Genomic DNA, 23,002 nt, shown 5'->3' with positions numbered 1-23,002 from the left:
AGCCCAACTCGCCATTATCTTATTCTCTTTTGAATTGATATACTTAAAAACAGAAAAGACCTATATTAAAAGAAAAACACCCAAACAATTTAATATCGCTTGGGTGTTTCTTTGTTGAATGATTAAAGAGATTAATTCACGATTAACTTTTTAACTTCAACTTGTTTGCCTTTTTGAATTTTAACCATGTAAATACCCGTTCTTAAGTTGTTTTGGTTAAACTCAACAAGATTTTCATCTGCTGTTCTTTCCGCTACTTTTTTTCCTAAAATATCGAAAACAACAATTTCAGACCCCATCAAATCTTCGCCTTCCACTGTAAAGTGTCCGTTAGATGGATTTGGATATACATTGATTTCTTTTTTAGCAACAAAATCATCGTTAGAAAGTAGTGTGTTCACAGAGAAACTGTAATCAACTCCACCACCAAAATCAGGATTCAATGTTTTGATAACATTATCTGATGCATCCAAAATTTTGATAGAACCTGTTCCCTGAGAGGCGTTTGCCCACCAAGATAATCCATCTTTAGCAGCATCATTAACTCTCAAATGATAACAACCATTGGCAACCTGAGGCGATTGATACGTGTATGTATGCGTTGTATTTGCAGCACTAAAGGTTTTTGAATCTACCTGTGCTCCAGAAGCATCATATAATGTATAACTGTTGTGGGTAGGATAATTGTTTGTTCTTAACTGTATTTTAAATACTGATGGCATAACATTCGGTAAGCTGAAGTTGGAAACCACCTTGTTATTATTTGCATAACCATCTGCTCCACCGTTAGCCGTGTTAATTCGTACAGTAAACTTGTTATTTGTACTGCTAACTCCCACATTCCACAGGTTATTTACCGGTAAAAGAACATCTGTAGTAGCCATTGATGCCAACGAACCTGTCCAAGTGTAGGTTTGGTGTGTACTTGCGTTATTGATCCAATATTCAAACACAACCGTAGTCAATGTGGTAGCTCCTGTGTTTTTAAGCGTAATAATCGGTCTTTCACACATTGGGTTGATTCTTTGAAACTCAGCATTGGCATTGTTAGGTGCTTTAATCTGATCGATGGCAGCATCCAAATTAAAGTTAGGCGCTCCGTATCCAACAATCTGATGCGTAACAATATAATTGTAAGCACCAGTAGGCTTCAAAGGGTCAGAAGTTTTATAGTCTAATGCCATTGTGCTTCCGGCAGTAACGTTTGGTGTCAAATCCAGTTCTTTCATCAACGTTCTTTGACCCGGACACCATCCCTGTCTGTCGTACACCCATGTTCCTCCTTGAGGGTAAACCGGATTTTCAGAACATGGTTGAGTAATTGTCCAATTGTATTTCTCTACATTATTCATCAAAATCTTGTGATAAACCTGTCCTCCATTTCCTGTACCTGGGAACTCACCCTCATTTCCGTGCCCGGTAATCGAAGATTTCATTTTAAAAGAAGTACCCAACGGACTGAAAGTATAGTTATTTGTTGTGAATTTTGAACCATTGATAATATTAGCGATACTCACATTCCCCATACGGTATTGTCCTTGCCATACCTGATCGTACTGTACTACATTTCTTGGCGGGGTTCCTACGATAAATAAAAACTCCAAATCCATTTCTTCCTGCAAGACACCTCCGTTCGCTACTAATCGTTTATTTCCTTTCAGTAATTGCACATAATCAGACATATCAAAGTACCACGTTTTTCCGTTCGGACCAAAATCCAATCCTTTACCATAAGGCGAAACAAACGACATTATTTCATTATAGAAAGGATATCTTTTGTAATAATCCAAATCCACAATAGTTATAGTTCCTTCAGGTGTAACAGGAAGCGTCGTGATCAAACTTCCAGTGTCCCCATTGTAAACGTTTTCGGCAGTAGTATCGAACAAGAAAGTTGTAGAGTCTGTATTGATGACATCATTTCTCAGAGGCACCACACCTTCGTTTGACGTTATAGAATATTTTTTTACGACTCTCGAATTTCTTGGATGAGAATAACGTACCACAACGTCTGTAACCGTTTGGCTGTAGATTCCTCTGTAAAAAGTAATGTTTGGTAAAACCGAAGACTCTGCAAACGTAGTAGCTAACTGATCTCCTCTTTCAAAATCCCAACTCAGGTTCGTTCCCTGTGATACTACACCGTTTTTAGAGTCGTTAATCGTTTGTCCTGTTTCTTCATTCAGTTTGTAGTAGGCAATAAGATTAGCGTAGTCAGGGTGAGTGTTGTCTATTGCCTTATTTTTCCAGCTCAGTATAGTCGCCGCTGACAGTTCTTTATTCCAAACGGATAATTCTTTTAAATTACCAACATAGTTACCACCTATAGCAAAGTTCAAGATACTGATCACTTTTGTTTTGCTGGTACCGGTATGCCACAATGTGCCATTTAAGTAAATGTTCATTGTACCTGTAGTAGCGTTTTTAGTGAAAGTCCAGTGATTCCAGATATCTTTGATCACATTGCTTGTACCGTAGGCCTTGTTGATTCTGTCATATGAATTGCTGGTATTCCCGCAGTCAAAATAAATATCATTAGTATGTGGCAGGTGAATATTTAATTGTCTTTGACTTGAGTTTGTAGAATACCCATAAATGATGCTGTTATTTACCGGCAAAGAGCTGTCCCCTTTGGCCCAGAAACTTACTGAAATCTGGTTGTTAATCGTATTGAAAAACTGTGTTCCAATTTCAGCAGATCTACCCGACGAAAAATTAATCGAGGTAGTATTACTTGCTGTCAGCACTCTGTTTTCAGCGTTAGAGAATCCTAAGAACTCAATATTGCTACCGTTTGTCCCGTTGGTAAAGGACATTTCAATAATGATGTTACTTGTCCCATTCCAGTTAAACGGCGTATGGAACTGAATTCTGTTTGCACCGTTCACGAAAGTATAATCTCTGAAAAACACATCCGTAAAACCAGAAAAGTCAAGGGCACTAGCCTGCATACTGGTTGTAGCGCTGTTTTTCATTTTTAATTTCAGGAATTTCGCAAGACCTCCCGTATTAGATACGTTTAGACTGATGGCGTTAATGTTGCCCGCAGTAAACCCGGCCGCTGTCAATTGAGCAGCAGTAATAAGCATTTGCGATCTGCCGCTTTTTAAATTTGTTTTTACCAAATTTGACATTAAGACACTGCCGTTCCCAACCTGATATGCATTTTCAGAAGTTGTTGAATTCAGCACCACATTTTTCTGAGTAAAATCATAGTGATCATACTTTTGCTGAGCGGTGTAAGGGAAAGAAGTCCCTGTAAAACCTGAGATCGTGTGATCAGGCTGTTTGGCAAGTTCTTTTTCAACTTTCGAACTATCAGCTATAAATGTATTCACTGAATAATCCCATTCTCCACAACCGGTAACACCATCTTCATTTGTCATCAATACTTGCGCATTCTTGCACCGCAAGTTGTATTTAAGAATAATCTTTTCAAAAGTTAAATTGGGATTGTTCGGAAAGCTAATCAGCTTATCCCTGCTAGTACTATTGCGAGTAAAGCCCTGTACCCTAATGGTATCCCCGACACTCTGTGCCGACATCAGATTGGCCTGAATCAGAACAAAGAATAAGAGTAGTAATTTCCTCATAGTTAATTTGATTTTAGTTTCTTTTTGATTAAGCGCCAATATTAACTAAAAACTAGGTTCAAAATTTTCGAAATCAACTGAAAGACAGGATAGTTATGCTTTTCTAACAAAAAAAACACCTGCTGTTTTTTAACATAATAAAAAGTCAAAATCCCTATCTTAATTCACAGAAAGAATCTAATTTTTCAACTTTTTATTCACTTTTACACTTATAGTCAAGAATATTATAACAGAGCCTAAACTGATTTTTTTCCCGAAAAAAACGCATTACATCCCTATTCATAGAAAAAAACAAACCCGACAGCAATTAAACTGTCGGGTAAAATAATACTTGAACATTATATCGTTTTTTTTCTATTTCTCGATCTCCTTCAGATTCTCCATTTTCTTGTGAGCCAGAAAACCTTTAATATCTTCAAAGTGTTCCTTAACTCGTTTGTGACCGAATTCGAATACTTTTTCAGCCAATCCGTCAAGGAAATCACGGTCGTGTGAAACTAAAATCAATGTTCCGTCAAAATCCTTCAGCGCATCTTTGATGATGTCTTTGGTTTTCATGTCCAAGTGGTTTGTCGGCTCATCCAGAATCAGAACGTTGACCGGTTCCAATAACAGTTTAATCATCGCCAAACGGGTTTTTTCTCCTCCGGAAAGCACTTTTACTTTCTTCTGGATATCATCACCTTTGAACATGAAAGCACCCAATAAATCTTTGATTTTGGTACGTACATCCCCTACTGCAATCTGGTCGATAGTATCAAAAATAGTGAATTCACCATCCAGCAAAGAAGCCTGGTTCTGGGCAAAATAACCGATCTGAACATTATGTCCGATCTCAAGTTTTCCGCCGTCAAAATCGATTTCTTTCATAATGGCTTTAATCATGGTCGATTTTCCTTCCCCGTTTTTCCCAACGAAAGCAACTTTCTGACCACGCTCAATCACTAAATTGGCGTCTTTAAAAACAACATGGTCGCCGTACACTTTCGACAAATCTTCCACAACCACAGGATATTGACCCGAACGTGGCGATGGTGGGAACTTCAGTTTCAAAGCCGAAGTATCTACTTCATCCACTTCAACAGGAACTAATTTTTCCAGCATACGTACGCGTGATTGCACTTGTTCCGTTTTAGAGAAGGTCCCTCTAAATCGTTCAATAAAAGCTTGATTATCGGCAATAAATTTCTGCTGCTCATCATACGCTTTTTGCTGATGTATTCTTCGGTCTTGACGTAAAACTAAATAATCGGAGTATTTTGCTTTGTAGTCATAGATTCGACCCATGGTTACCTCTATAGTACGATTCGTAATATTATCGACAAACGCACGGTCGTGGGAAATCACCATTACCGCTTTCGCCTGATTGATCAGAAAATCCTCCAACCACTGAATACTGTCCATATCCAAGTGGTTCGTTGGCTCATCCAACAAAATCAGATCCGGTTTCTTTAAAAGGATTTTCGCCAATTCAATACGCATTCTCCATCCTCCTGAAAACTCGGAAGTGGAACGGGTGAAATCTTCTCTTTCAAAACCTAAACCTTTCAGTACTTTTTCAACCTCAGCTTCGTAATTCACTTCTTCAATCGAATAGTATTTCTCGCTCAACTCGGAAACACGCTCGATCAGTTTCATATAACCGTCGCTTTCATAATCGGTACGAATCGTTAACTGCTCATTGATTTCGTCGATTTCCTTCTTCATGTTCAAAACATCGGCAAAAGCCTTGGACGTTTCTTCCATTACCGTACAATCATCAGCCGTCAACAAATGCTGCGGTAAATAAGCAATTACAGCATCACTCGGAGCCGAAATCCCACCACGGCTTGGTTTGTTTTCTCCGGCAACTATCTTTAACAACGTAGATTTCCCTGCGCCGTTTTTCCCCATAAGGGCGATTTTATCATTTTCGTTGATGGCAAAAGTTACATCGCTGAACAATGTCGTTCCGCCAAATTCTACCGCGATATCGTTTACTGTAATCATTACTGAAGTTTGAATTTAGAGGTTAAAAATCCGAAGAATTCCAACCATTTTTAAAGGCGCAAAGATAGTTTAATTTAGAAAGGAGGCAATTTGAATTTTGAAATGATTTTTAAGTAACTTTGATAGAATCAAAATTCATCAGTCATGAAAAAAGAAAAATTCACAGTCGTTATTGGTGCTCCAAAAGAAAAAGTATGGAATGTGTTATGGAATGACGACACCTATCAAAAATGGACTTCGGTTTTCAGTGAAGGTTCAAAAGCTGTCACAGATTGGAAAGAAGGCAGTAAAATACATTTTCTTGACGCCAACAACGACGGAATGAACAGTTTGATTGATAAATGCATTGAAAATGAAGTCATGAATTTCAAACACATTGGAGTAATTAAAAACGGAATTGAACAGCCGCTGGATGCCGATACCGAAAAATGGTCGGGTTCTTTCGAAAATTATGCACTGAGTGAAACAGACGGAATTACGACACTAAACGTTGAGATGGAAATCATTCCTGAATATCAGGATTACTTCAACAAAACACTCCCTTTAGCTCTGGATTTGGTAAAGAAACTGTCAGAAGAATAACAAAATAATTTTCGCCGAAATGTAATAAAAAGATTATTTTCGCATTGAATCAAAAAAATTCTCTGCATGAAGAAAATCTTTACTTTTTTGTTGCTTGTAAGTTTTGGGTCTTTGATGGCTGCCAACACTACAGAAGAAGTGACCTGTCCAACAGCTTCTGCAACAGTTTCCTCCTCAACTATTTGCTCCGGAGAAACCACTGGTATTGCGTTAACTAGCAATGTAGTCGGCACAACGTATACCTGGCAAGTCTTGCCAAACAATCTTCTTGGAGCTTCATCAGGTTCAGGAAATGCAATTAATCAAACCTTAGCTGTCATAAACAGCAATTATTCGGGAACTGTCGATTATATTATTACACCTTTCGCTGATAACTGTACCGGAACTCCGATACAGGTTACCATAACTGTAAATCCAGGACCTGAAATTTTCGCATCACCCATCCCACAATCGATTTGCAACGGAAGCTCCACCTACCTCTCTTTAAGTAGTTTCAACCCTGACACAACCTATTCTTGGAATGTTGTAATGACCGATGTGACAGGTGGATCAAGCGGAACAAATACAACCGGATCTATTAATCAAATTTTAACATTAACAGGGCAAGGCCCCGGACAAGCAGTTTATACTGTTACACCTTTTTTAGGAGGCTGCATCGGAACTCCTGTAACAATTATATGCAATGTTTACCCAAGACCAACAGTAACAGTTAACAGTCCAACCGTTTGCAGTGGTTCAAGCGCCACGGTTACTGCTACACCGGGCGCCAGCGGAACATACACTTATTCATGGACGGTTCCTCCAGGAGCTGCAAATCCTGGAAATGTTGCCAGTTTTACCACTACAACGGCAGGTACTTATAGTGTTATCGCCAGCAATAACGGGTGTGAGAGTGCGAGTGCCTCGGGAGTTGTAACCGTAAAGCCAGCTGCAGGGTCTTTTAATTTGCAATGTGGCGGATACAATGATCCTGGTCATCCTAATGCCTTATATATCGATTGGAGCAATGTCGTAGGTATTACCAATTTTAATTACAGCTATTCCATCAATGGTGATCCTATTGTAACCGGCAGCCAATCTGCTCCAAGCAGCATGTATATCACTACCAACGGCCAACCGGTAACCTTTACGTTATCCGGAACCGGAACTGTATGTGTCGCTCCGGAGACCATAACTGTTAATCCAATACCAACAGTAACAGTTAACAGTTCAACCATTTGTAGTGGTTCAACTGCCACAGTTACCGCAACACTAGGTACCAGCGGTTCACACTCCTATACATGGACGGTTCCCGCAGGAGTGCCAAACCCTGGAAATGTTCCGAGTTTCACCACTACAACGGCCGGCACTTATTTTGTGATCGTCAGCAATAACGACGGGTGTGGGAGTGCGAGTGCTTCCGGCATAGTGACAATTTTACCGTCTCCAGATATTACAGCTACAGCAACAAATCAATCAATAAATTCAGGAGATTTGACTAACATTTCACTTTCAAGTAATTCCCCTGGAGCCACATATCAATGGACAGTTACCCAAAATAACGTAACAGGAGCAACTTCCGGTAGCGGAAATACAATTAATCAACAACTTTCATTGATAAACACAGCATTACAAGGAAGTGCTACTTATACAATTACATCTATGTCCGGTGGATGTTCAAGAAACGTAACTGCTATTACAATAACAGTAAACTCAAATTTAGACACAAATGATTTCAATTCTCCAAATTTCATAGTAAGTCCAAATCCGGTTACCGATATTCTGAACATCAAAAACAACCAAACCATCAACAAGGTTACCGCTTTTAATCAGTTGGGACAAATGGTACTTCAGAAAGAATACAACAACAACGAAGTGCAGCTTGATTTTTCAGCATTAAAAACAGGCATTTATTTTATTTCGGTGGATTCCGGTAAAAAACAAAGCACTTTTAAGATTGTGAAAAATTAATAACCGTCTTTTTTACACATAAACAAAAGCCTCGATACTGTCGGGGCTTTTTTGTTCCAGTTACTTTTCCGGTAAAAAAACTGACAGAAGAACAACAAAAAAACATTACTTTGTAATAAAAAGATTATATTTGCGGCGAATTAAAAAAATTCTTTGCATGAAAAAAATCTTTACCTTTTTGTTACTTGTAAGTTTTGGATCTATGATGGCTGCCAAAACTACAACAACCTGCCCTACCATTACTGCAAGTGCTATGGTTCCATACATATGTAGTGGAGATTCCACAGGCATAATGCTTCATAGTGATGTAGCCAACACAACTTATACCTGGACGGCTGTACGAAACGGAGTAACAGGAACAGACAGTGGTTCATTTCCCGGAAACAGCGGATTAGACACAATAATAACCCTAACACTACACGCAACTACAGCTAATACAGGCCAAGTTGTTTATACCATTACTCCGTTTGCAGACAATTGCGCCGGCAATCCTGTTACTGTAACAATAACTGTGTCCCCAGTACCGGTAGCTACTGTAGCAGTGGCTACACCAACCATTTGTCCCGGAAATACTGCCACGCTTAGTTTCACCGGAACACCAAATGCAACCATCTATTTTACCGAAAACGGGGCGCCACAAAATATCACTTTACCTGCTTCAGGGACTGCCACACTACCCACATCACCTCTCACATCTAACACTACTTACCAGCTGACACATGTCACATCCTCCGCATGGTGCTATATTCCGCTTTCGGCATCAGTTATCGTAACTGTTAATCCATTACCAACAGCCACTATAGCTTCCAATCAAACCATTTGTGCCGGAGATGGCACTACGATAACTTTCACTGGAACGCCAAATGCTACCATCACCTATACTATAAACGGGGGCGCAAACCAGAATATCATATTAAATTCTTCAGGGACAGCAACGTTATTTACAGGTTCCTTAACATCTACTACTGTTTATAACCTGGTAAGTGTTTCATCGTCGACAGGGTGCTCAAGCCCAACTTCGGGATCAGCAACCGTAACAGTCAATCCGAGACCAACAATTTACGGCGCTTCGGTGGTTTGCGAGGGTACTTTAATTCAACTCTTAGGTACAGGAATTCCCGCAGCAAGCAATCCGTGGATATCTTCAAACACCTCGGTAGCCACAGTAAATCCAACAGGATTGGTTTCTGCAATGTCTGCAGGATTTACAACCATTACGCTTACAAATAATAACGGGTGTGCTGTCACACAATCATTTACGGTTAATCCAATACCAACAGTAACAGTTAACAGCTCAACCATTTGCAGTGGTTCAAGCGCCACGGTTACAGCCACACCAGGCACCAGCGGAATATATGATTATGCTTGGACAGTTCCTGCAGGAGCACCAAATCCCGGAAATGTAGCCAGTTTTACAACTTCAGTCGCTGGCACTTATAGTGTGATTATTTCAAATGCTGTAACGGTTTGTGCAAGTATGAGTGCTTCGGGAACAGTAACAATTTTACCGTCTCCAGATATTACGGCTACAGCAACAAATCAATCAATAAGTTCGGGAGATTCGACTAACATTTCACTTTCAAGTAATTCCGCCGGAGCTACCTATCAATGGACAGTTACCCAAAATAACGTAACAGGAGCAACTTCCGGAAACGGAAGCATAATTAATCAGCAACTTTCACTGATAAACACTGCAATGCAAGGAAGTGTTACTTATACAATTACCTCCTCTATGTCTGGCGGCGCATGCTCAAGAAACGTAACTGATATTACAATAATGGTAAATCCAAATTTAGGAACAGATGATTTCAATTCTCAAAATTTCATAGTAAGCCCAAATCCGGTTACCGATATTTTGAACATCAAAAACAACCTGACCATTAACAAGGTTACTGCTTTTAATCAGTTGGGACAAATGGTACTTCAGAAAGAATACAACAACAATGAAGTGCAGCTTGATTTTTCAGCATTAAAAACAGGCATTTATTTTATTTCGGTGGATTCCGGTAAAAAACAAAGCACTTTTAAAATTGTAAAGAATTAATAACTGTCTTTTTTACACATAAACAAAAGCCTCGATACTATCGGGGCTTTTTTATTCCCATCACTTTTTCAAACAGCATTCCTGATTTTAAGATTAACAAATTTTTAGTTGTACTATTTTGAAATTTTTAGTAAAATTGCTTGATATATCAAACAACTAGCAATGAACAGGATTATACTACCAATAGCCCTTCTATTTACAACACTTATCGGAATGGCACAGACAAAGCCAAGGGCTCGTGATTTAGGACTTCCACTCGAAGGAACACCCGGCAAAAACAATGCGATTACCGACGTTCCGGGGATTGAAGTCGGCTACAAAACAATAATTGAGGGTACCGGAAAATTAGAAACAGGCAAAGGTCCTGTCCGCACCGGAGTTACCGTAATCCTTCCCAAAGGAAAAACACCTAAAAGTTACGCAGCAGCCTGGTTTAGTTTAAATGGTGACGGCGAAATGACCGGAATCCCGAATATTGAAGATTACGGTTTAGGCTACGGCCCTATCGGAATCACTAATACCAACAGCGTGGGAACGGTTAGAGATGCAATTGGTGAATGGAATTACAAGAAATTTTCAGAAGGTGATTTTATAGATTTTTCTTTTGGCTTACCTATAGTAGCAGAAACCTGGGATGGTATGCTGAATGACATCAACGGATTCCACGTAAAAAAAGAACACGTTTGGGAAGCTCTGGACAATGCAAAAGCAGGTCCGGTACAGGAAGGTAACATAGGCGGCGGAACCGGAATGGCACTATATCATTTTAAAGGCGGCAGCGGAACAGCTTCCAGAACCTTCACAATAGATGGAAAGCAATATACATTAGGCGTTTTCATTCAGGCTAATTTTGGAGGAAGATCGGATTTAATGATTTCGGGAGTACCTGTCGGAAAAGAAATCAAAGATTACAAACCCGTTTTACACAATCCGAAGCGAAAAGACGGTTCAGCCATTGTAATTGTAGCCACCGATGCGCCTCTCTTACCCAGTCAGCTAAAACTGGTAGCCAAACGCGTCACCCACGGAATTGCACGGACAGGTACATTTTCCAATGACAGTTCCGGTGAAATATTCTTAGCGCTTTCCACAGCCGAACCGAAAACAAATGAGAACGAAACCATGCAAACCTGGAATGCACTGCCGAAAGAAAAATTAAACCCGATTTTCAGGGCTACAGTAGAAGCCACTGAAGAAGCCATCATTAACACTCTGGTAGCCGCCGAAGACATGGAAGGCATCAACAACAATAAATTTTTTGCCCTTCCGCATGATGTCCTGCAAACCATCCTGAAAAAATACAATCGCTACAAAAAGTAAACAAAAAAGCTTCAACATTGTTGAAGCTTTTTTTATCCAATCTTTTGAAATTCTACTTTCAATTAAACTGTTCGATATAAAAAATAGACTACATTTACCTTATAAAAACTAATACCGCTTATGAGAAAAATCTACTCTTTATTATTGGTATTCTTGGGATGCTCTTTATGGGCTTCCGGAAGTAAACTAACCTGCCCAACCGCTATAGCGTCGCCTACATCTGAAACTCTATGCAGCGGACAAACAACCAATATCCAACTTAGCAGTAATGTAGCCAACACAACATTTACCTGGACTGCTGTTCAAACCGGAGTAACCGGTGCCAGTAATGGTTCCGGAAACGTAATCTCCCAGGTACTTAGTACAACTTCGGTTAATGCAGGTCAGGTTGTTTACACCATTACTCCATTTGGTGATAGTTGCTCCGGCAATCCTATTACTGTGACAATATTTGTAAACCCTGTTCCGGTAGTAAATGTTAATTCAACTCAATACTCTATTTGCAATGGAAGCTCTACGAATATTACCATGAGCAGCAATGTAAATAACACTACTTTTTACTGGAATGTTGTTTCCTCAGGAGGAGTAACCGGTGCAACAAGCGGAACCGGAACATCTATTAATCAGGTTCTTACAACAACAGGCACGACTGTAGGTCAAGTTGTTTATACAATTACACCGGTTGTCAATGGTTGTCCCGGTACCCCAAAAACAGTTACGGTTACTGTTTATCCGATTCCAAATATTACAGCAAGCCCTTGGTCATCAACCCTCTGTTCAGGAGAAACAACCTCTATACATTTGACCAGTAATGTCCCCGGAACTGTTTTCAATTGGACTGCAATGCCAACAGGTGTGCTGGGAGCAACGTCCGGATCCGGATACTCAATCTATCAAACCTTAACCACAATCGGCATTTATCAAGGTCAAGTTACCTATACCGTAACTCCAACTATTAACGGATGTACAGGTACACCAATCAGTGTTACTGTAACGGTTAACCCCACTCCAGAAGCGTTTTCTTTAACTGGCACGTCACAGATTTTGTGTAGCGGTGAATCTGTAGGAATTCTTATTAACTCAAATATACCAGGAACTACCTTTACATGGACAGCAGTCCAAAACGGAGTTGACGGTGCTTTTGGCGGCAACGGAACTGAAACAACTCCCGGAGCCGGAATGCCAATCAATCAGGTTTTAACTACTACAGGTAATACCCCCGGGACAGTAACTTATACCATTACTCCAGACACTAATGGTTGTACAGGAAGCCCAACTGTCGTAACATTAACAGTCAACCCTTTACCTGAATTAAATATTCCGGACGGACTTATTTGCGTGGATGAGAACACAAACGAAGTCCTTACACCATATGTGTTAGAAACCGGGTTATCCCCTAATGATTATCTTTTCAAATGGCATCTTAACAACGATATGAATACCGTGATTGGGGAAAGCAGTTCTTATTCGGCAACTGAAGCCGGTCAGTATACTGTAACCGCTATGAATTGGACATCAGGATGCACCGAAACACAAACAATTTACGTCTCTGAATCTTCTCCCATACAATCTGCAAGTGCAGTTTACCATGAACAATTCGATGGAAATTATACCGTAGTCGTAACTACAGATGGAACCGGAAGTTATTTATATCAGATTGATGGTGGAGAATTACAGACTTCAAATACGTTCAGCGATATTACTTTCGGACAACATGTAATTCATGTAACAGATGCAAACGGCTGCTCCGATAAAACCGTAAATATTGATTTACCTGAAGTTATCTCAAGGCATGTAGCAATCAGTCCGAATCCTGTTACCGACGTATTAACCGTACAGAACGATCAAATCATCACCAAAGTAAACGTCTTGAATCATCTAGGGCAAACCATTATGGAAAATAACTCGCACTCAAAAAGCGTTGAATTAAATTTAAGCGATTTGAATACCGGAATCTATTTTATTAAGATAGAGTCTGACAAAACCGAAACCGTTAAAATCATAAAAAACTAACTACCGGATTGATACAAATAAAAAAAGCTTCAACAATGTTGAAGCTTTTTTTATGCATTTTTTTAAAATTTTCCTTTCACTTAGGCAGTTGCCACGTTTAAATTAGAATGTTCTTTAGCAGCTAAATAACGCTCGGCATCCAAAGCAGCCATACATCCTGTACCAGCAGCCGTTACTGCCTGACGGTAAACATGATCAGCAGCGTCTCCTCCTACGAATACTCCCGGAACATTTGTTTTGGCAGTACCTGGCTCATTAATGATGTAACCTGTTTCATCCAAATTCAGATAATCCTTAAAGATATCCGTGTTTGGTTTGTGTCCGATTGCCACGAAAAATCCGGTCGCCGGTATTTCAAAAATCTCTCCGGTCGTTTTGTTTTTCGCAAGAATACCTGTTACCACGTTTCCGTCGCCCAATACTTCTTCGGTTTCGGTGTGAAGTAAGATTTCGATGTTTTCTGTTTTTTTCACACGCTCTTCCATGATTTTAGAAGCACGGAAATTTTCGCTACGCACCAACATCGTTACTTTTTTACACAATTTGGATAAATAATGCGCCTCTTCACAAGCACTGTCCCCTGCTCCAACAATCACTACTTCCTGATTTCTGTAAAAGAAACCATCGCAAACTGCACAAGCAGAAACACCTCCACCCAATTGAAGATAATGCTGCTCCGAAGGCAATCCTAAATATTTTGCAGAAGCTCCTGTTGAAATAATAACCGTATCGCAGTGAATTTCTTTAGTATCGTTGATCCATACTTTATGGATATCTCCTGAAAAATCAACTTTGGTTGCCCAACCGTCACGAACGTCTGTTCCGAAGCGTTCTGCCTGTTTTTGCAACTCGATCATCATTTCCGGACCTGAAATCCCGTCCTGATAACCCGGAAAGTTTTCCACTTCATTCGTTGTTGTTAATTGACCACCCGGTTGCGTTCCTTGGTACAAAACCGGATGCATGTTTGCTCTGGCCGCATAAATTGCAGCAGTATAACCTGCTGGACCAGAACCTATAATAAGACATTTTACTTTTTCTATAGTATCAGACATAATTGTATTGTGTTTTTATTCTTTAGTAGGCCACAAATGTAAGTTTTAATTAAAAAAGATTTTCAAAAAATATATCAGTTTTAACTATTCAAAAATAATTTCAATTTATTTGTAAAAATATTTTGGGAATAAAATTTTAGCTCTATATTTGCACCACAATTACACGGGGTGTAGCGTAGCCCGGTCATCGCGCCTGGTTTGGGACCAGGAGGTCGCAGGTTCGAATCCTGCCACCCCGACAAAAGGTTATCTTTAATTAGATAGCCTTTTTTTTATTTACTCATATGTTTTTTGTTTACATACTTTTTAGCGACTCCAAGAACAAACATTATGTTGGCCAATCCAATAATATTGAAGATCGACTCCACAGACATAACTCAGGACACGAAATTTCAACAAAATCAGGAACTCCCTGGGAATTAATTTATCATTTTGAAGTCCAAACACGCTCCGAAGCAATGTTACTGGAAAAAAGAATTAAAAAAAGAGGAGCCAAACGTTTTCTTGAAGATTTAAAAAACGAACGATAATCGCGTCACGCTTTGGCGTGAAGGTCGCAGGTTCGAATCCTGCCACCCCGACAAACAAATCCCTTCAGCTTTGCTGAAGGGATTTTTTGTTTTTGGTAAAATTCAAGTCAGCTTGAAATTTTATTAAAAACAAAAAAGACCAAAAGTTTCACAGAAACTTTAAAGGATTTGTTTAGTAACAAACCCAAATCAGGATCATGGAATAATCCTGCCACCCAACTTGACAAGCAAACACGCTTTTTCTCAACATCTCAAATACCCCAACGAGTACTTCCCGTATTTAACTACAATCCTTAATTTATTTAACCAGAAAGCAATTCGCTGGAATTTAGACCTTGTTAGACTCTACCCACCCTCCTAACCTAGAAAATGGCTAGTAGACACCTAAAAACAAGACAAAAGTTAATTTTCATTCTGTCATTGGCATTCAATATACCAATGAATCGAACAATTATGCAACCAAAACATAATCAACAACATAGCTTAAAATATATTTTATTTTTTGTAAATTTATACACCGTTTTTTTTTGTTTTTCAACAACTAAATCCCATTTAGCATGAAAAAGTTATTCTTTTTGTATTTAATATACATTTTGTTTCAACCCATATCATTACTGGGACAGGATAAAAAAGGGGAAGTTCTTCCAATTCTTCCTCCCAAACAACCTCAGATAACCGAACAAGATTGGCGGAAAGTCCCTCCTCCAAAGCCTTTTGAAGTAAAGCCTCCTGCGGGCGCACCCAATATTGTTATTGTGCTAATGGATCAGACGGGCTACTCAGATCCATCAACAATGGGAGGCAGCATTAACACACCAACGATGGATAGGATAGCGAAAAATGGTTTACTCTACACTAATTTTCACGTAAATGCTTTATGCTCTCCAAGTCGTGTAGCTTTATTGACTGGCAGAAATAGTCATCAGAATCATATGGCGGGAGTTACCGGCACCAACACGTCATATCCGGGAGATGATGGAATTTGTCCACCCTCAATTTCTACAATTGGGCAAATTTTACAGGCCTGGGGCTACTGTACCGGTTATTTTGGCAAGTGTAATGAGGTTCCCGATAATCAGGTTAATATCAGTGGACCATATAATCTTTGGCCCGCCAGAAGAGGATGGGACAAGTTTTATGGTTATCTCGCAGGTGAGCAATCATCATTTTTCCCAAGCCTTATTGACGGAACTACCTGGATTGGTACACCCAAAGAGAAGAATTACCATTTTAACTCAGACCTTACTACTAAAACTTTGGAATGGGTTAGAGCTACACGCTCTCTGACTCCTGATCGCCCTTTCATTGTTTACTATGCGCAAAGTGCGAGTCATCCGCCTCATACCCCTCCAGCTGATTGGATGAAAAAAGAAAAATATAAAGGAAAATTTGATGTGGGTTGGGATAAATACAGAGAAGAAGTATTGGCTCGTCAGATAAAAATGGGCATAGTTCCTCCCGGTACCAAATTAGCCAAGAATCCTGAAACTGTTCAAAAATGGAATGAGCTTTCAGCCGATGCAAAGAAAGTTCTGACCCGCCAAATGGAAGTTTATGCGACTCTTACCGAACATGCCGATTACGAAGTAGGCCGATTGATGGACGGATTACAGGATATTGGCGTACTTGATAACACCTTATTCATTTACATCTTTGGCGATAATGGTTCTTCTGTAGTTGGGGATTTAAACGGGACATTTGTGGAATGGTCTGGATTGAATGGAGCTCCAGAAGAAATTCCTTATTTATTAACCCGTCTTCCGGAATACGGCGGGCCAAACTCTTATCCGAATTACGCTGTTGGATGGGCAATGGCAGGTGGCACACCATGTACTTTAGGAATTACTTTTGCTCACGGAGGAGGCAACATAGCAGGAATGGCACTTCAATGGCCCAAAGGAATAAAGGTAAAGGGAGAAAAACGCAGACAATACACGCACTTAATAGACATTGTCCCGACTATACTGGAGGCTGTAGGTATACCGGAACCTAAGATTGTCAACGGAATTGAGCAAACTCCGATTGCAGGTGTAAGTATGGCTTATTCATTTGAAAATGCCAATGCTAAAGAAAAACATACCATCCAATATAATGAAACTGCAGGCAATAGAAGTATTTACCACGACGGTTGGATAGCAGCTACCATACACAGTGCTTTATGGGAGCCCCAGCTTCGTACCAATGATTTTAATAAAGACAAATGGGAGTTGTATAATATGAAGGAAGATTTTGGATTGGCCAATGATCTTGCTGCCAAATATCCTGAAAAACTGGAAGAAATGAAAGCACTCTTCACCAAGGAGGCACTGAAGAATAATGTGTTTCCAATTGACGATCGAAGAGCTGAAAGGTTAAATCCAGTGGTTGCAGGCAGGCCAGACATTATGTTTGGAAGAAAGACACTCACAATCTATCCCGGTATGCCCGGTTTAACAGAAAATAGCTTTATAAATACCAAGTCCGTTTCGATGACGATTACAGCATATCTTGAAATACCTGAGACTGGAGCTGAAGGCGTTATTTTTTCACAGGCCGGAAAATTTGGAGGCTGGAGTTTATATGTAAAAGATGGAAAACCCAAATATGTTTATAATTGGCTTGCACGGGAAAAATATGTTATTGAATCGAATGAGAAACTTCCGAAAGGAAAGGTGACTCTAGTGTATGATTTCGATTATGATGGAGGAGGAATTAATAAGGGAGGAACCGGTAAAATATTAGTCAACGGAAAACAGGTTGCGCAGGGCAGAATAGAGAAAACAATGGGACAATTGTATTCACTGGCAGCAGAAACTGCAGATATTGGCAAAGATGCTTATTCACCAGTTACAGATGACTATGACGAATGGAATAATGCATTCACAGGCAAAATAGATAAAGTAACTTTTAAACTAAAATAACGGGTTTGACGTAACTTCAAAAATATGTTTAACAATTTGAGTTCATATTGGTTATCTGGTTATCTTGCAATGCAAATAGTTTTTTGCTTGATTACATTTTGACTTTCCAAAACAAAACGAAAGGACTGATTTAGTATCTTAGCACTTTTAAAAGTAAAGTCAACATCAAACAAAGAAACACAAACAATAATCTCTCTTGATATGAAATCCATTTTCAAATTAGTAATAACATTCTTCTTATTGTCATCGGTTTCGAACACTGTTTTGGCCCAACAGTCCAAAAAAACGCAAAAAGCTGTTATCAAAACTACCATTACCTGTGATCACTGCAAAGAGTGTGAAACCTGTGGGCAATTATTTCAAAAAACATTGGTAAAAGAAAAAGGAATACAAATGGTCACACTTAATGTCGAAGAAATGACCATCGAAGTAATTTTCAATTCCAAAAAAACCGACTTAGCCGCAATTAAAAAAGCTATCAGCAACTTAGGATACGACGCAGACGACATTAAAGCCAATCCTGAAGGTTACGAAAAACTAGACGGATGCTGTAAAGTTTAAACTACAATATTAAAAACTTAAAATCCCTTCTGTTTTCAGAGGGGATTTTTGTTTGTATTAAATAAGACCTTTTTTATTTATAATCCGGTTCATACATTTTACTTTTGATAAAAGCCCGAATGTCTTTGGGCTTGTCAACATCCGCCAATCCACTATTGAAAATTTCTTCGGCTATTTTTTCGGCTACATTTAAAGAAACCTGCGCGATATTGTCGACATGCGGATAAATCAAACCTTTTTGAAAATCTTCATCAGATATTTGTTCCGCTACGGCTTCGGCGGCAACGATGAGCATTTCATCGGTAATCCTTTTGGCCTGTGTTGCAAATATTGCCAATCCCATTGCCGGAAAAATAAAAACATTATTGCCTTGTCCCGGTGTAAATGTCTTCCCTTCATAGGTTACAGGAGCAAACGGACTCCCGCTGGCAAAAATGGCTTTTCCTTTACTCCATTTGTAAGCATCTTCTGCTGTACACTCCGAATGCGAAGTAGGATTGGAATACGGAAAAATTATCGGTTGTTCGTTTACCATACTCATATTCTCAATAACCTGCTGATTGAAAGCTCCTCCAACGGTACTCACTCCTAGTATTGCTGTTGGTTTAATCCTGAGGACAGCCTCAGCAAAATCACTACAAGCTTCACTTTCATGCGCAAAAGCCTTCTGATGTTCCGCCAGATCGGTTCGCGACTTCACGAGCAATCCGTTAACATCAAACATCCATATTTGACTTAACGCTTCCTCTTCACTTAAGCCGTCTTTTTTAAATTTTTGTACTAACATATTAGCAATTCCAAAGGCCGCAGCACCGGCACCCAAAAAGAGGAAGCGCTGCTCACGGAATTTTTTTTTCATAAGCCGGCTGATGGCAATAAAACCGGCAGTAGCAATAGCGGCGGTACCTTGTATATCATCATTGAACGTACTGATCTTATTACGGTACTGATCCAAAATACGAATAGCATTCACCCCCGCAAAATCTTCCCACTGAATACAGATTTTAGGAAAAACTTCATTTATTGCATCGACAAAAGCCTCGATGAAATCATCATACTCTTTACCGGTAACCCTTTTTTGTTTTATACCCGGATAAAGCGGATCTTTTAAAAAATCTTCATTGTTAGTCCCCACATCCAAAACTATGGGCAAAGTGTGTTTCGGAGGCACTCCAGCACAACTGGTATAGAGGACCAGCTTGCCAATGGGAATGCCAATACCGAAAACTCCTAAATCACCAAGCCCGAGGATACGCTGACCATCAGTGACCACGGCAAATCTGACATCAGTGGTATACCAATTTCTGAGTATTTCCTTAATACGGTCCTTTTGATTAATGGAAATATAAAGGCCTCTCGGACGCCTTGCAATATGTCCAAATGCCTGACAGGCTTCCCCAACAGTCGGCGTATACACCAAAGGCAGGTAAACTGACGGTTTGCTTGCAACAGTCCTAAAAAACAGGGTTTCATTCGTGTCGTACAAATTCATCAGATAAATGTACTTATTTATCGGTTTTTCAAAATTATTTAGCTGCCTATGCACCCGCATCATCTGGGTTTCAATAGTCTCTACATTATCTGGCAGCAACCCTTCCAAACCGAATTCCCGTCTTTCTTCCATTGAAAATGCGGCCCCCTTATTTTTTCCTGGGTTGCGCAACAATGAATAACCTCTGCCTTTTTCCATTTTTGAATGATTTTAGTGATTATCAATACGCCAAAAAATATCCTCAACAGTAATTTTTAAATTAATCTTTTTTCAATAAACGAAAATGGGGACTTTCAATAAAAAGACTTAAACTGCTGATTTTAAACTAGTTTAATACAGTAAATTTAACAATAATATTTCATAATCGTAAGAAAATCCGTTTTTATATTATCCTCAGACAGGCTCAATAAACACAACCTTTATCAGCTCTATCTGCAATGACCTCATCAACAAAGAGAATTATGAAAAACAGTAAGAACACCGTTAAAAACCAAGCCTTCAAATCCTTTCCTTATTCAGCAGGGATTTTTTGTTTGTATTCCGTTCCGATAATCGTTTTTTTCAATTGATAAATTCCTATTTTTGCCAAGACAAATTAACAAACGATTTTATGCTGATTATTGGAATTGCCGGTGGTACGGGAAGCGGAAAAACAACCGTAGTTCATCAGATCATGAATGAACTTCCGGAAACCGAAGTGGGGATCATTTCTCAGGACTCATACTACAAAGCCACTCAAGGCCTGAGTTTCGACGAACGCGCCCTTATCAATTTCGATCATCCAAGAGCTATCGATTTCGAATTATTGGTCAGCCATCTGAAAGATTTAAAAGAAGGCAAAACCATTGAACAGCCAATTTATTCCTTTGTAACGCATAACAGGACAGACGACACCATCGTTACACATCCTAGAAAAGTAATGATTGTAGAAGGTATTTTAATCCTTACAAATCCAGAATTACGCGAAATGTTCGATATTAAAATCTTCGTTCACGCTGATTCCGACGAACGCCTAATACGTCGTTTAAAACGTGACATTGCCGAGCGCGGACGTGACATGGAAGAGGTTTTAAATCGTTACCAAAACACTTTGAAACCAATGCATGAGCAATTTATCGAACCTACCAAAGCATTTGCCGACATCATTATTCCGAACGACAAATACAATACGGTAGCCATCGATGTGGTTCGTGCGGTTATCAATCAGCGAATCGGATAACTTTCATATATTTAAACAATGAAAAAAGCATTTCAAAATTTAGCCGTCAAACATCCGTTTCTGAAAGTTTTCGGAAACCGATACATATTGGTGTTGCTTTTTTTTACGATCTGGATGCTTTTTCTGGACAACTACTCCTACCTGGAGCATCGTGTTTTAGACAAGGAAATAGAAGAACTCGAAGACAACAAACAATACTACCAGGACGAAATCCTAAAGGACAACAGTAATATCAAAAAACTGAGAAATCCAGCGCAGGTAGAAAAATATGCTCGTGAGAAATACTACATGAAACGCGAGAACGAAGACATTTATATAATAGAATTTGAAGATGAAGCTCCTAAAGAGGGTGCGGAATAACTCAAAACACACACTATGAGCGAAAAGCTGTTTACTGAATTTGAAGGCGTTTCTTCCAAACAATGGAAAAATCAGATTCAATATGAACTGAAAGGTGCCGATTACAATGAAACTTTAGTTTGGGAAAGTCCGGAAGGCATAAAAGTACGTCCATTTTACCACGTTGACGAAGAAACAAAATCGTTTTCCGCCAATACGCAAGCGACCAATTTTAAAATCGTTCAGAATATTTTTGTACACGATTTAGACAAATCCATTGCAAGAGCTTTGGAGACCTTGAACCGAGGCGCCGAAAGTATCCGTTTTACTTTGGAAAATGATTCTGTTGAGATCAATAAATTATTGACAGCACTTCCGCTTGCAACTACGCCGGTTTATATTTCGATGCGTTTCTTATCGGAAGATTTCATTAAAAAGATTGATGAAATTGCTGCAAAACATTCGGCTACCATCCACGTTTTAGTAGATCCAATCGGACAATTCGCCAAAGAAGGCAATCTGTTTTCTAACGTAGAAGGTGATTTTGCTGTCCTAAACAATCTGGTAAAAAGCTGCAAGAACATTTCGTTTTTAAGCATTAACGCCGGATTGTATCAAAATGCAGGTGCGAATATGGTGCAGCAATTGGCTTACACTTTGGCACATGCTAACGAATATTTCAACCGTGTAACAGATTTCAGTCAGCAAGTAACCGTTCAGGTGGCTGTCGGAACAAATTATTTCTTTGAAATTGCCAAATTGAGAGCATTGCGCATTTTATTCAACACGTTGGCCAAAGAATACAATAACGAAATCAGTTGCCACATCATAGCTACACCTACAAAACGCAACAAAACCTTATACGATTACAACGTAAACATGCTTCGCACCACAACCGAGTGCATGAGCGCTATTTTAGGAGGAGCCGATGCTGTTTCAAATTTAGCATACGATGCCATCTATCATAAAGACAATGAGTTTGGTGACCGAATTTCGCGCAACCAGTTATTGGTTTTAAAACACGAAAGTTATTTTGACAAAGTGAACAATCCGGCCGACGGTACTTATTACATTGAAACCCTGACACAGCAGTTAGCTGAAAAAGCGTTACAATTATTCAAAGACATCGAGGCAAATGGCGGTTTCATCACGCAGTTAATTGAAGGAACTATTCAACGTAAAATCAAGGAAAGTGCTGATAAAGAACAGGAATTATTCGACAATGGAAAGGAAATCTTATTAGGAACCAACAAATACCCGAATAAAGACGACCGTATGCACCATGAGTTGGAATTGTTCCCGTTCGTAAAAACCAATCCGCGTAAAACATTAATCACCCCGATTATTGAAAAACGATTGGCAGAGAAAATAGAACAGGACCGTTTAGAAACGGAAAAGTAATAAGCATTTGCATA

At 39.3% G+C, this 23,002-nt stretch carries 15 protein-coding genes and 1 tRNA gene; 12 read left to right on the top strand and 4 right to left on the bottom strand.

Going from position 1 to position 23,002, the window contains the following annotated elements; genetic code table 11:
- Nucleotides 1-131: 131 nt before the first annotated feature.
- On the bottom strand, nucleotides 132-3,593 hold the full coding sequence (locus tag LZF87_RS07165) for a T9SS type A sorting domain-containing protein (RefSeq protein WP_244343642.1): 3,462 nt from the start codon (nucleotides 3,591-3,593) through the stop codon (nucleotides 132-134).
- 354 nt (nucleotides 3,594-3,947) lie between these two features.
- The gene (locus tag LZF87_RS07160; protein WP_244343640.1) at nucleotides 3,948-5,582 is read right to left on the bottom strand and encodes an ABC-F family ATP-binding cassette domain-containing protein; all 1,635 of its coding nucleotides are present in this window, start codon (nucleotides 5,580-5,582) and stop codon (nucleotides 3,948-3,950) included.
- 144 nt (nucleotides 5,583-5,726) lie between these two features.
- On the opposite strand from LZF87_RS07160, the gene LZF87_RS07155 reads away from it, so the two are divergent.
- The 5 genes from LZF87_RS07155 to LZF87_RS07135 all read left to right on the top strand — a co-directional run bounded on the left by LZF87_RS07155 (nucleotide 5,727) and on the right by LZF87_RS07135 (nucleotide 13,491).
- Nucleotides 5,727-6,164 (top strand): SRPBCC domain-containing protein, encoded by a 438-nt coding sequence (locus LZF87_RS07155; RefSeq protein WP_244343638.1) that lies wholly within the window; start codon nucleotides 5,727-5,729, stop codon nucleotides 6,162-6,164.
- 66 nt (nucleotides 6,165-6,230) lie between these two features.
- Nucleotides 6,231-8,114, top strand: a complete 1,884-nt coding sequence (locus LZF87_RS07150) for a PKD-like domain-containing protein (RefSeq protein ID WP_244343636.1) — start codon at nucleotides 6,231-6,233, stop codon at nucleotides 8,112-8,114.
- 157 nt (nucleotides 8,115-8,271) lie between these two features.
- Nucleotides 8,272-10,158, top strand: a complete 1,887-nt coding sequence (locus tag LZF87_RS07145; protein WP_244343635.1) for a T9SS type A sorting domain-containing protein — start codon at nucleotides 8,272-8,274, stop codon at nucleotides 10,156-10,158.
- Between the two features lie 162 nt (nucleotides 10,159-10,320).
- Nucleotides 10,321-11,478 carry a P1 family peptidase gene (locus LZF87_RS07140; RefSeq protein ID WP_244343634.1) on the top strand — a complete coding sequence of 386 codons (1,158 nt, stop codon included), beginning with the start codon at nucleotides 10,321-10,323 and terminating at the stop codon, nucleotides 11,476-11,478.
- 120 nt (nucleotides 11,479-11,598) lie between these two features.
- Nucleotides 11,599-13,491, top strand: a complete 1,893-nt coding sequence (locus LZF87_RS07135) for a PKD-like domain-containing protein (protein WP_244343632.1) — start codon at nucleotides 11,599-11,601, stop codon at nucleotides 13,489-13,491.
- Nucleotides 13,492-13,571: 80 nt separating this feature from the next.
- Here LZF87_RS07135 and trxB read toward each other — a convergent pair whose 3' ends face one another.
- The gene (gene trxB / locus LZF87_RS07130) at nucleotides 13,572-14,546 is read right to left on the bottom strand and encodes a thioredoxin-disulfide reductase (RefSeq protein WP_244343631.1); all 975 of its coding nucleotides are present in this window, start codon (nucleotides 14,544-14,546) and stop codon (nucleotides 13,572-13,574) included.
- A 164-nt stretch (nucleotides 14,547-14,710) separates the two neighbouring features.
- Here trxB and LZF87_RS07125 point away from each other — a divergent pair.
- The 4 genes from LZF87_RS07125 to LZF87_RS07110 all read left to right on the top strand — a co-directional run bounded on the left by LZF87_RS07125 (nucleotide 14,711) and on the right by LZF87_RS07110 (nucleotide 18,537).
- Nucleotides 14,711-14,785: transfer RNA gene (locus LZF87_RS07125), tRNA-Pro, on the top strand.
- A 45-nt stretch (nucleotides 14,786-14,830) separates the two neighbouring features.
- The gene (locus LZF87_RS07120) at nucleotides 14,831-15,076 is read left to right on the top strand and encodes a GIY-YIG nuclease family protein (RefSeq protein WP_244343630.1); all 246 of its coding nucleotides are present in this window, start codon (nucleotides 14,831-14,833) and stop codon (nucleotides 15,074-15,076) included.
- A 557-nt stretch (nucleotides 15,077-15,633) separates the two neighbouring features.
- Nucleotides 15,634-17,976 carry an arylsulfatase gene (locus LZF87_RS07115; RefSeq protein ID WP_244343629.1) on the top strand — a complete coding sequence of 781 codons (2,343 nt, stop codon included), beginning with the start codon at nucleotides 15,634-15,636 and terminating at the stop codon, nucleotides 17,974-17,976.
- Between the two features lie 201 nt (nucleotides 17,977-18,177).
- Nucleotides 18,178-18,537 carry a heavy-metal-associated domain-containing protein gene (locus LZF87_RS07110; protein ID WP_244343627.1) on the top strand — a complete coding sequence of 120 codons (360 nt, stop codon included), beginning with the start codon at nucleotides 18,178-18,180 and terminating at the stop codon, nucleotides 18,535-18,537.
- Between the two features lie 73 nt (nucleotides 18,538-18,610).
- Here the strand turns inward: LZF87_RS07110 and LZF87_RS07105 are convergent, their stop codons facing one another.
- On the bottom strand, nucleotides 18,611-20,227 hold the full coding sequence (locus LZF87_RS07105; protein ID WP_244343625.1) for an NAD-dependent malic enzyme: 1,617 nt from the start codon (nucleotides 20,225-20,227) through the stop codon (nucleotides 18,611-18,613).
- A gap of 412 nt (nucleotides 20,228-20,639) precedes the next feature.
- Here LZF87_RS07105 and udk point away from each other — a divergent pair, with 412 nt between their 5' ends.
- From udk to LZF87_RS07090, 3 genes are read left to right on the top strand one after another with little or no spacing between them, the layout of a single operon-like run.
- The gene (gene udk, locus LZF87_RS07100) at nucleotides 20,640-21,248 is read left to right on the top strand and encodes a uridine kinase (protein ID WP_244343623.1); all 609 of its coding nucleotides are present in this window, start codon (nucleotides 20,640-20,642) and stop codon (nucleotides 21,246-21,248) included.
- 18 nt (nucleotides 21,249-21,266) lie between these two features.
- On the top strand, nucleotides 21,267-21,608 hold the full coding sequence (locus LZF87_RS07095; RefSeq protein ID WP_244343621.1) for an FtsB family cell division protein: 342 nt from the start codon (nucleotides 21,267-21,269) through the stop codon (nucleotides 21,606-21,608).
- A 15-nt stretch (nucleotides 21,609-21,623) separates the two neighbouring features.
- Nucleotides 21,624-22,988 (top strand): methylmalonyl-CoA mutase subunit beta, encoded by a 1,365-nt coding sequence (locus LZF87_RS07090; protein WP_244343619.1) that lies wholly within the window; start codon nucleotides 21,624-21,626, stop codon nucleotides 22,986-22,988.
- The last annotated feature ends 14 nt before the right edge of the window (nucleotides 22,989-23,002 follow it).

It is taken from the genome of Flavobacterium enshiense (assembly GCF_022836875.1).
GTDB classification, from domain to species: domain Bacteria; phylum Bacteroidota; class Bacteroidia; order Flavobacteriales; family Flavobacteriaceae; genus Flavobacterium; species Flavobacterium enshiense_A.
This window is presented reverse-complemented; position numbering and strand designations above follow the sequence as displayed.